A 10,673-nucleotide genomic window follows, 5' to 3' on the forward strand; every position below is an offset into this window, starting at 1 on the left:
GGCAGCGGCTGCGGGTTCAGTGCTGCAAGATTTTGTTGAGGAAATCTTTGGTACGGGTCTGGCGCTCTTCGGGGTGGTTGAAGAACTCGTCGCGCGTGCAGTCTTCGAGGATTTTGCCGCCCACGTCCATGAAGATCACGCGGTTGCTCACCTTGCGGGCAAAGCCCATCTCGTGGGTCACGCACATCATGGTCATGCCCTCGTGGGCCAGGCCCACCATCACGTCCAGCACCTCGCCCACCATTTCGGGGTCGAGGGCGCTGGTGGGCTCATCGAACAGCATGACGATGGGGTCCATCGACAGTGCCCGGGCAATGGCCACGCGCTGCTGCTGTCCGCCCGAGAGCTGGCCCGGGAACTTGTCTTTGTGCGCCATCAGGCCCACGCGGTCAAGCATCTTCAGGCCGCGCTGTTTGGCCTCGTCGGCGCTGCGGCCCAGCACCTTGATCTGCGCGATGGTCAGGTTTTCCGTCACCGACAGGTGCGGAAACAGCTCAAAGTGCTGGAACACCATGCCCACATGGCTGCGCAGCTTGGGCAGGTTGGTGGCCGGGTCGTGCACGGGCACGCGGTCCACCCAGATTTCGCCCTGCTGGATGGGTTCGAGGGCGTTGATGGTCTTGATCAGCGTGGACTTGCCCGAGCCCGAAGGCCCGCACACCACCACCACCTCGCCTTTGTTGATGCGGGTGGAACAATCGGTCAGCACTTGGTAGTTGCCGTACCACTTGGAAACGTTTTTGAGTTCAATCATGGCGAATCTCTTGGAATATCGGTCTTAGCGGATGATGGCAATCTTTTTGTGCAGGCGCTTGACGCCCCACGACAGGGCATAGCACATCACAAAGTACAGCACGGCAGCGGCCAGGTAGGCCTCGATGGGGCGGCCAAAGTTCTTGCCCGCCACCTCAAAGCCCTTGAGCATGTCGTAGGCGCCAATGGCATACACCAGCGAGGTGTCCTGGAACAAGATGATGGTCTGCGTCAGCAGCACCGGCAGCATGTTGCGAAACGCCTGCGGCAGGATCACCAGCTTCATGTTCTGGCCATAGGTCATGCCCAGGGCCTGGCCGGCAAAGACCTGGCCGCGTGAGATCGACTGGATGCCCGCGCGCATGATCTCGCTGAAGTACGCCGCCTCAAAGGCGATGAAGGTGATCACCGCCGACACCTCGGCGCCAATGGGGCGGCCAATCAGCGCGGGCGCCAGCAGGAACACCCACAAAATCACCATCACCAGCGGAATGCTGCGCATGCCGTTGACATAGATGGTGGCGGGCACATCCAGCCACTTTTTGCCCGACAGGCGCATCAGCGCCAGCACGGTGCCAAACAGCACGCCGCCAATGGTGGCCACCACCGTCAGCATGACGCTGAAGTACAGCCCCTTGAGCACGAAGTTGCTGATCAGGTCCCAGTTGTAGAAAGAAAAGTCAAGCCCGGTCATGTCAGTGTCCTCCTGCGCTTGCTGCCACCAGGCCAGGAATGCGGGCGCGCTTTTCCACGAAGGCCATGATGCGGTTGATGGCAAAGGCCGACACCACGTACAGCGCCGTGACGGCCAGATAGACCTCGATGCCGCGCGCGGTTTCTTCCTGCGCCTGCATGGCGAACATGGTCAGCTCGGCCACCGACACGGCAAACGCCACCGACGAGTTCTTGAAAATGTTCATGGTCTCGCTGGTCAGCGGCGGAATGATGATGCGAAATGCCGCTGGCAGCAGCACATAGCGGTAGCTCTGGAACGTGGTAAAGCCCATGGCCATGGCCGCATAGCGCTGGCCGCGCGGCAGGGTCTCAATGCCCGAGCGCACCTGCTCGGCAATGCGCGCCGAGGTAAAAAAGCCCAGCGCCAGCACCACCAGCACAAAGCCGGGCACCGCCTTCATCGCCGGAAACACCGTGGGCACCACGTGGTACCACAAGAAAAGCTGCACCAGCAGCGGAATATTGCGGAACAACTCTACCCAGGCGTTGCCCAGTTTCACGATGCCCGGTCTGCCCGGCAGCGTGCGCAGCGTGCCCACCAGCGCACCCAGCACCAGCGCCAGCAGCAGCGACAGCAAAGACACCGACACCGTCCAGCCCCAGGCCGACAGCATCCAGTCCAGGTAAGTGATGTCACCACCCTTGCCAAAGCAGCCCTGGACTGCCGTTCTGCTCATGGTGTCCTCACAGAACACCTGCCAATCCCAGCTCATAGGATTTCCCCTTTCTTCCATCTGTATGCCTGCGGCCCAATTCCGCGTGCCCGGCACAACAAAAAAGCCCCCTCAAACATCAGTTTGAAGGGGCGCATGTGCGAACTGCCAGTTATTTCTTGGCGTAGTCTTCCATGGGTTTGTCGTTGGGGGTGGCCCAGGCGGCCTTGGTGGCTTCAGACAGGGGCAGGCCCACCTTGGTGTTGGTGGGCGGAACGGGTTGCATGAACCACTTGTCGTAGAGCTTGGCCAGCGAGCCATCGGCAATCTGGCGCTTGATGGAGTCGTCCACGGCCTTCTTGAAGGCAGTGTCGTCCTTGCGCAGCATGCAGGCGATGGGCTCCACGCTCAGCACTTCGCCCACGATCTTGAAGTCTGCCGGGTTCTTGGATTTGGAGATATTGGCCGCCAGGATGGAGGCATCCATCACAAACGCGTCGGCGCGGCCCGTTTCCAGCAGCAAGAAGCTGTCGGCGTGGTCTTTGCCATAGACCTCCTTGAAGTCGATGCCGCCAGCGCGCTCGTTTTTGCGCAGGGTTTGCACCGACGTGGTGCCCGTGGTGGTGGCCACGCTCTTGCCGTTCAAGTCTTTGACCGAGTTGATGCCCGAGTTGGCTTTGACGGCGGTGCGCACTTCTTCCACGTAGGTGGTGACGGCAAAGGCCACATCCTTCTGGCGTGCCGCATTGTTGGTGGTGGAGCCACACTCAAAGTCCACCGTGCCATTGGTGACCAGGGGCACGCGGTTTTGCGACGTGACGGGCTGGTACTTGGTTTCCAGCTTGGCCAGGCCCAGCTGCTTTTGCAGATCGGCAATCACGCGCTCGGCCATCTCGGTGTGAAAGCCCACGTATTTGCCATTGCCCAGGGTGTACGACAGGCCCGACGACTCGCGCACGCCCAGCGTGATGCTGCCCGATGCTTTGATTTTGGCCAGTGTGTCGCCCGCTTGGGCGAATGCACTGCCTGCGGCCAGTGCGGTGACGGCAATTGCCAGCAAATGTTTTTTCATGAAAAGGTCTCCTTGTGGGGGTGAAATCCAAAACGCACAACCGGGTGGGTCTGCACGCACACGTTCCATCGGCTTACGTTGCCTCGGTGACTGCATTTTGACACCTTGACCGCCCCTAAAGTGCTCTGTGGGGATGTTGTGCGCTAGGGGGTAATACCGAGCCGGGGGGAGTGGGTGGCGCCATGGCCATGCCCCGACTTTGCCGCTGCTGCACCCAGGTGACGCTACCCACAAACACCTACTGGTGCAGGCATGGCCTGGAGATTTCAGGTGTGTGTCAGCCTCGAGATGCTATTTAATCGATAGCTGCTTGCGCTTTCTGTATAAGCCCTGGAGCCAGATTCGATGTGGATTCTTGCTCTGTGCCTTGCGCCACCGCTGCCGCAGCTTCCGTATAATCCGCGCTTTCCGAGGAGCGTTGCAGCGCCCCCCACACAGCGGGGCGTGAGGCTCGGAACCCTATCCCGCAACGACGCTCATCCACTTTCCGTGTGGTGAGCTTTTTTCATGACTCCCCAGCGGCCAGTGGTTTGTTCAAACCTGTTTGGAGCTGACCATGAACGCACCGTCCACCACCTTCGCCCCCGCCGATTGCGCCATTGCCGATATCGCCCTGGCCGCCTGGGGCCACAAGGAAATCCGCATCGCCGAGACGGAAATGCCCGGCCTGATGGCCATCCGTGAAGAGTTTGCCGCCAGCCAGCCGCTCAAGGGCGCGCGCATCACCGGCTCGCTGCACATGACCATCCAGACCGCCGTGCTGATCCAGACACTCGAAGCCCTGGGCGCCACGGTGCGCTGGGCCTCGTGCAACATTTTCAGCACGCAAGACCACGCCGCCGCTGCCATCGCTGCTGGCGGTACGCCGGTGTTTGCCATCAAGGGCGAATCGCTGGCCGACTACTGGGATTACACCCACCGCATCTTTGAATTCGGCGCCGCTGGCACGCCCGGCGAAGGCCCCAACATGATCCTGGACGACGGCGGCGACGCCACCATGCTCATGCACCTGGGCCAGCGCGCTGAAAAAGACCTGTCGGTGCTCGACAAGCCCACCAGCGAAGAAGAAACCATCCTGTTTGCCGCCATCCGCGCCAAGCTGGCCGTGGACGCCACCTGGTACACCCGCAAGTCGGCCGAGATCATCGGCGTGACCGAAGAAACCACCACCGGCGTGCACCGCCTGAACGAAATGTCGGCCAAGGGCACCCTGCTGTTCCGCGCCATCAACGTCAACGACTCGGTGACCAAGAGCAAGTTCGACAACCTGTACGGCTGCCGCGAATCCCTGGTGGACGGCATCAAGCGCGCTACCGACGTGATGATCGCCGGCAAGGTGGCGCTGGTGGCCGGCTACGGCGACGTGGGCAAGGGCAGCGCCCAGGCCCTGCGCGCCCTGAGCGCCCAAGTGTGGGTGACCGAAATCGACCCCATCAACGCCCTGCAAGCGGCCATGGAAGGCTACCGTGTGGTGACGATGGAATACGCCGCCGACAAGGCCGATATCTTCGTCACCACCACCGGCAACAAGGACGTGATCCGCCACGAGCACATGCTGGCCATGAAAGACCAGGCCATCGTCTGCAACATCGGCCACTTCGACAACGAAATCGACGTGGCCTCGATCGAGCAATACCAGTGGGAAGAGATCAAGCCCCAGGTGGACCACATCCAGTTCCCTGATGGCAAAAAAATTATCCTGCTGGCCAAGGGCCGTCTGGTGAACCTGGGCTGCGCCACCGGCCACCCCAGCTTTGTGATGAGCGCCTCGTTTGCCAACCAGACCATCGCGCAGATTGAGCTGTTCACCAAGACCAGCCAGTACGAAGCGGGCAAGGTCTATGTGCTGCCCAAGCACCTGGATGAAAAAGTGGCCCGCCTGCACCTGAAGAAAGTGGGCGCCATGCTCACCGAGCTGACCGACGCCCAGGCCGCCTACATCGGCGTGCCGAAAAACGGCCCTTACAAAGCCGACAGCTACCGGTATTGAACCCGCTTTGAGGCGCTGCGCGCCTTCCCCTTCAGCGGGGGGCGCCGCTAGCGTCCCGGCAAAGCCGGTTGCGCTGCGGCGCTGGTTTTCAGGGCGCGAGCGCTTTGGGTGCGGCGCTACTTAAATAATAGCTGCTTGCGCCCGCCAGTCGGGCGTTAGATGCCTTTTTGATACATAAAGGATGGGCGCATGCGCGCAGATGTTTTTTTGGTGGATTTTGGCCACGCAGCCACGCGCTCGCAGGCGCAGCGGCTGATCGCGGCCGGGGTGGAGTGGCGCCTGTCGCCGCTGGCACCGTGGCAGAAGGTGGCCAAGAACGGGGACGAGATCCCGTCCGTGGCCGAGGTGCGGCTGCTCGACAGCGCCGAGGCCAAATACATCTCGCGCGGCGGCCTCAAGCTCGAAGGCGCGCTGGCGGCCACGGGCTTGTCGGTGGCCAGCCTGCGCTGCCTGGACGTGGGCCAGAGCACCGGCGGCTTTACCGACTGCCTGTTGCAGCAAGGTGCAGCGCAGGTGATTGGCGTGGATGTGGGCCATGCCCAGTTGCACGAGCGCCTGCGCCAGGATGCGCGCGTGGTCTGCGTCGAGGGCCTGAACGCGCGTGCGCTCACACCCGAGGCGCTGCAAGAAGCCTGCGAGCTGGCGCTGTCCGAAGCCATTGAGGAAGAAGAGGACAACGACACCCAGCCCGAGGCACCCTACAGCTGGATGCGCAACGGCGGTCTGGTCGATGAGGAATACGACGACAGCGACGACGCCAAGGAGCAGGACATCGAGCGCTTCAAGGCCGAGCGTGCGGCCCGGGCCAAGGCGCGTGCCGCTGGCACGCTGCCGGTGCAGCGCCGCCGCCGCGCTGACCGCCAGAACGTGGACATCACGCCGCAGTTCGATGTGGTGGTGGGCGATCTGTCGTTCATCTCGCTGACGCTGGTGCTGCCCGCGCTGGTGCCGCTGCTGGCGCCGCAAGGCGCACTGTTGATGCTGGTCAAGCCGCAGTTTGAGCTGCAGCCGGGGCAGGTGGGCAAGGGCGGCATCGTGCGCGATGCGGCGCTGTACGCCGTGGTCGAGCAGCGCATCCGCGAGTGCTGCGCCGCACAAGGTTTGCAGGTGCAGGCCTGGCTGGACAGCCCCATCAGCGGCGGCGATGGCAACCGTGAATTTTTTGTTTTGGCCAGGAGAGGCGCATGACCACCAGCAGCGCAACGAGCACCACCCCCGCAACCCATGACAGCGTGGCGCCGGGCGTGCCGTACCCGATCAGCGTGGAATTTTTTCCGGCCAAGACGCCCGAGGGCGCCGACAAGCTGCGCGCCGTGCGCCAGCAGCTGTATGCGCTGGGGCCGCAGTTTTGTTCCGTGACCTATGGCGCGGGCGGCTCGACGCAAGAAGGCACTTTTGCCGCCGTGCGCGACATCCTGGCCGAGGGCCAGAGCGCGGCCTCGCACTTTTCGTGCATCGGCGCCACGCGCGATTCGGTGCGCGCCGAGCTAGCGCAGTTGCAGACCATGGGCGTCCAGCGCCTGGTGGCGCTGCGCGGTGATTTGCCCAGCGGCTACGGCGTGGGCGGCGAGTTCCAGTACGCCAGCGATCTGGTCGCCTTCATCCGTGCCGAGACGGGCAGCAGCTTTCACATCGAGGTGGCCGCCTACCCCGAAGTCCATCCGCAGGCGCGCTCGCCCGAGGCCGACTTGCAGGCTTTTGCCACCAAGGTGCGCGCGGGTGCGGATTCGGCCATCACGCAGTATTTTTTCAACGCCGATGCCTACTTCCGCTTTGTGGATGACGCCCAGCGCCTGGGGCTACAGGTGCCCATCGTGCCGGGCATCATGCCCATTCTGGGCGCCACGCAGCTGATGCGTTTTTCGGACGCCTGCGGCGCCGAGATTCCGCGCTGGTTGCGTCTGCGCCTGCAAGGCTTTGGCGACGACACGGCCAGCATTCGCGCGTTCGGCCTGGATGTCATCACCACCTTGTGCGAACAACTGCGCCGTGGCGGTGCGCCCGCGCTGCACTTCTACACCATGAACCAGAGCGCGGCCACGCTGGAAATCTGCCGCCGCCTGGGCCTGCGCGATTGAGCCTTGGCCCGGCTGCGCCGCGTTGCAGCCGATGTTTTTGCGCCACGCTGGCGGCTTGGGATTGATGCACGTCAACCACCTTGCCGCTGCGCAGGATTCCAATCTTTTCCCAGGGAATGTTCCCTGCCCTTTTTGGATGATTTCCCCATGAAAAAACACGCTATTGCCGCCGCTGTGCTCGGCTCTGTTTTGTGCGCTTCGGCGTTTGCGCAGCAGGCTGAAGAAGGCTCCTGGATGGTGCGCGCCCGCGCTGTCCACCTCGACAGCAGCAACGGCGACTCCACCGGCCTGGGCCTGTCGATCAACGACAAATGGCTGCCCGAATTCGATGTCACGTATTTCTATAACAAGAACCTGGCTGTCGAGCTGATCCTGACCGTGCCGCAAAAGCAGACGCTGTCGTCCAACGGTGCAGCCATCGGTTCGTTCAAGCACCTGCCACCCACCCTGACGCTGCAATACCACTTTGACGCGCAGGGCTTCAAGCCCTACGTGGGCGCCGGTATCAACTACACGCGCCTGAGCGCAGTCCACCTGCCCGCTGGCGTGACGGTGGACCGCAACAGCTTCGGCCCTGCGCTGCAAGTGGGTGTGGACATTCCCGTGGCCAAAAACCTGTACCTGAACTTTGATGTGAAGAAGGTCTATATCCGTACCGATGTGTCGGCTGCGGGCGCCAAGATCGGCCGCTTCAAGGTCGATCCCATGCTGGTGGGCGTGGGTCTGGGTTGGCGCTTCTGAGGTTGACGGCCCCTGCTGCGCCGCGCCTCCGGGCCTGGTGCAGTCCCCTGGCGCTTTGGCGCCCAAACTCCCGCCATGTGCGGGATTTTTTTCGCCTGCGGGCCTGGCAGGCAGGTCGCCGCAGGCTGTGCGCTACCATGGCCGCCCCTGTTTTTCTGGCAAAGGTGCTGAACATGACGCTCTCGATAGTGGCGGGCCGCTGGCGGCTGGGCGTGCGTGGTGCGGTGTTGGCAGCCGCATTGGCGCTGACCACGGCGCTGGCCATGGCCGATGGCGCTCCGTCTGGCGCACCGCCCGATGTGGCCACCACTGCCGATGCCGCCGATGCTGATGGCGCCCAGGCGTCCTCGGCAGAATCTCCCCAGCTGGGGCTGCGTCCACCGCTGGCAGGGGCGCTGGCCGTAGGGGCTGGTGTCGATACCGATGCCGATGCTGAGAGCGCGGACACCCCGGCCTACCAACCCTTGGTGTCGAAAATCACGCCGCCGCGCCAGGAGTACGGCCTGGCCTCGTGGTACGGCGCGCAATTGCACCGCAAACGCACCGCCAGCGGCGAGCGCTTTGACATGCACGCCCTGACCGCCGCGCACCGCACATTGCCTTTTGGCTCGCTGGTGTGCGTGCGCAGCCTGACCACGGGGCGTGAGGTGGTGGTGCGCATCAATGACCGTGGCCCGCATGCCCCTGGCCGGGTCATCGACCTGAGCCGTGCTGCCGCAGATGCGCTGGGCATGCTGGACTTGGGCACCAAGCAGGTGGCGCTGTTCGACAGCACCGACGAGGGCGAATGCCCCGACTCCTGAGGCCCTGCGCCGCAGCGCCGGGCCTGCACGCTTTAACTGCCCGATTCGAGCGTGTGTGTGGCGTGCTTGTCTTGTGCCAGCAGGGTTGCCATCTGGGGTAGCGCGTCTTTCAGTGCCGCCTTCAGGGTGTGTGGCGGGTTGATGAGGAACATGCCGCTGGCGGGCAGACCGGGGCGCTTGGTCTGGCCTTCCAGGGTTTCGGTGATCTTGCTGGATTTGACGGTGAGCGTGGCGTGCAGCCAGCTTTTGCCTGCTTTTTGCGCCATGGTTTTCAGCCGGCGCGGCAGGTCATGCGCCTCGGGGCGTGGAATGATCGGGTACCAGACGGCATACGTGCCGGTGGCAAAGCGCTTGAGGCTGTCTTGCACCATGTCCAGCACCTTGCCGTAATCGCTCTTGATTTCATAGCTGGGATCGCACAGTACAAGCGCCCTGCGGGCCGGTGGAGGCAAAAACTTCTTGATGCCTTCAAAACCGTCTTCGTGCAGCACGGCCACCTGGCGGCCCGCTTCCAGCTGGGCCACGTTGCCCGCCAGCGAGCGCATGTCCGAGGGGTGCAGCTCAAACAGTTTGAGCTTGTCGTGGGCGCGCAGCAGGTGCTGGATGATGAAAGGCGAACCAGGGTACACCTTGGTGCTGTGGCCTGTGTTGAAGCTGCGCACCAGCTCCAGATAGCCTTGCAAGGCTGGGGTCAACGGTGTGCTTGCGCTGGCAGCGGCCAGGCGCAGAATGCCGTCGGCGGCTTCGGCGCTGGTTTTGGCGTAGTCGCCATCGAGCCGGTACAGACCCGCTCCCGCGTGGGTGTCCAGCACGGTGAGTGCGGCATCTTTCTCTGTAAGGTATTGCAGGGCGGCAATCAATACCGTGTGCTTGAGCACATCGGCATGGTTGCCCGCATGGAAGGCGTGGCGGTAACTGAACATGGCGCTATGGTAACTACTGCTGGCGCTGGCCGTGGGCGGCGTGTGTGTGGGGCATTTTTCGTGCGCTGAAGTGACGTGGGTCACGGTTTTGGCGTGTGCATGGTGGATGATGGCGCCTTTCTTCTTGTTACCACCCGTCACGTATTTGCCACCATGACTGATAGTTCCCGTTCCGCTCCCGTGTCTGCGGCGCGCCATGTGGACGCCTTGCCCGCAGGCACGCACCTGGCTGAGTTTGAGATTGTTGCGTTGCTGGGCGTGGGCGGTTTTGGCATGGTGTACCAGGCTTTTGACCACTCCCTGCACCGGGCGGTGGCCATCAAGGAATACATGCCCTCGGCCCTGGCGGGGCGTGCCGATGGATTGGCGCTGTCGGTGCGAACGCCAGCCGATGCGCCAGCGTTTGAGGCCGGTCTGAAGTCCTTTGTGGGTGAGGCGCGCTTGCTGGCCCAGTTTGACCACCCCTCCCTGGTCAAGGTGTTTCGCTTCTGGGAGGCCAATCACACGGCCTACATGGTCATGCCCTTGTACAGCGGCATGACCTTCAAACAGGCGCGCAGCCAAATGCGTGCGCCCCCGTCAGAGGCCTGGTTGCGCAAGGTGCTGTGGTCGGTGCTGGGTGCCCTGCGCACCTTGCACGATGGCCACACGCTGCACCGCGACATCTCGCCTGACAACATTTTCTTGCAGGACGTGGGGCCGCCGGTGCTGCTGGATCTGGGCGCTGCACGCCATGCCATCAACGACCGTGACCGCAAGCACACTGCCGTGCTCAAGGTCAATTACGCGCCCATTGAACAATACGCCAGCGGCGATGCCGAGCTGCCGCAAGGCCCCTGGAGCGATCTGTACTCGCTGGCGGCCGTGGTCTATGGCTGCCTGTGCAACGATGCGCCGCTGCCTTCCACGCTGCGCTCCATCCGCG

General features: G+C 63.2%; 11 protein-coding genes and 1 riboswitch. Of the genes, 6 read left to right on the top strand and 5 right to left on the bottom strand.

All coding sequences use genetic code 11. The features are described from left to right. Nucleotides 1–16: 16 nt before the first annotated feature. From PHX69_RS12020 to PHX69_RS12035, 4 genes are all read right to left on the bottom strand, one after another. Complete coding sequence (locus tag PHX69_RS12020; protein ID WP_119012658.1) at nt 17–754, bottom strand: amino acid ABC transporter ATP-binding protein; 738 nt, start codon at nt 752–754, stop codon at nt 17–19. Nucleotides 755–778: 24 nt separating this feature from the next. Then, nucleotides 779–1,447, bottom strand: coding sequence for an amino acid ABC transporter permease (locus PHX69_RS12025; protein WP_119012657.1), 669 nt, complete (start codon nt 1,445–1,447; stop codon nt 779–781). 1 nt (nt 1,448) lies between these two features. Continuing rightward, nucleotides 1,449–2,201 carry an amino acid ABC transporter permease gene (locus tag PHX69_RS12030; protein ID WP_119012656.1) on the bottom strand — a complete coding sequence of 251 codons (753 nt, stop codon included), beginning with the start codon at nt 2,199–2,201 and terminating at the stop codon, nt 1,449–1,451. Nucleotides 2,202–2,313: 112 nt separating this feature from the next. After that, nucleotides 2,314–3,213 carry an amino acid ABC transporter substrate-binding protein gene (locus tag PHX69_RS12035; protein WP_119012655.1) on the bottom strand — a complete coding sequence of 300 codons (900 nt, stop codon included), beginning with the start codon at nt 3,211–3,213 and terminating at the stop codon, nt 2,314–2,316. A gap of 404 nt (nt 3,214–3,617) precedes the next feature. Next, a riboswitch (S-adenosyl-L-homocysteine riboswitch) is annotated at nt 3,618–3,698 on the top strand. Between the two features lie 71 nt (nt 3,699–3,769). Here PHX69_RS12035 and ahcY point away from each other — a divergent pair. From ahcY to PHX69_RS12060, 5 genes are all read left to right on the top strand, one after another. Then, on the top strand, nt 3,770–5,203 hold the full coding sequence (ahcY, locus tag PHX69_RS12040; protein ID WP_288043935.1) for an adenosylhomocysteinase: 1,434 nt from the start codon (nt 3,770–3,772) through the stop codon (nt 5,201–5,203). Nucleotides 5,204–5,392: 189 nt separating this feature from the next. Beyond that, entirely contained in the window at nt 5,393–6,391 is a 999-nt protein-coding gene (locus PHX69_RS12045; RefSeq protein WP_288043937.1) for a TlyA family RNA methyltransferase, read from the top strand. Continuing rightward, nucleotides 6,388–7,281, top strand: a complete 894-nt coding sequence (gene metF, locus PHX69_RS12050; protein ID WP_502958523.1) for a methylenetetrahydrofolate reductase [NAD(P)H] — start codon at nt 6,388–6,390, stop codon at nt 7,279–7,281. The genes PHX69_RS12045 and metF overlap by 4 nt, the downstream gene beginning before the upstream one ends. Before the next feature lie 147 nt (nt 7,282–7,428). Beyond that, a complete protein-coding gene (locus PHX69_RS12055; protein WP_119012651.1) occupies nt 7,429–8,022 on the top strand; it encodes an OmpW/AlkL family protein in 594 nt (197 codons plus the stop codon). A gap of 137 nt (nt 8,023–8,159) precedes the next feature. Next, complete coding sequence (locus PHX69_RS12060; protein WP_288043939.1) at nt 8,160–8,825, top strand: septal ring lytic transglycosylase RlpA family protein; 666 nt, start codon at nt 8,160–8,162, stop codon at nt 8,823–8,825. A 32-nt stretch (nt 8,826–8,857) separates the two neighbouring features. Here PHX69_RS12060 and PHX69_RS12065 read toward each other — a convergent pair whose 3' ends face one another. Then, nucleotides 8,858–9,748, bottom strand: a complete 891-nt coding sequence (locus PHX69_RS12065) for a 23S rRNA (adenine(2030)-N(6))-methyltransferase RlmJ (protein WP_288043947.1) — start codon at nt 9,746–9,748, stop codon at nt 8,858–8,860. Between the two features lie 153 nt (nt 9,749–9,901). On the opposite strand from PHX69_RS12065, the gene PHX69_RS12070 reads away from it, so the two are divergent. Then, on the top strand, nt 9,902–10,673 hold a 772-nt coding region (locus PHX69_RS12070; RefSeq protein ID WP_288043942.1), incomplete at its 3' end, for a serine/threonine protein kinase.

It is taken from the genome of Simplicispira sp. (genome assembly GCF_028687295.1).
GTDB lineage: Bacteria > Pseudomonadota > Gammaproteobacteria > Burkholderiales > Burkholderiaceae_C > Simplicispira > Simplicispira metamorpha.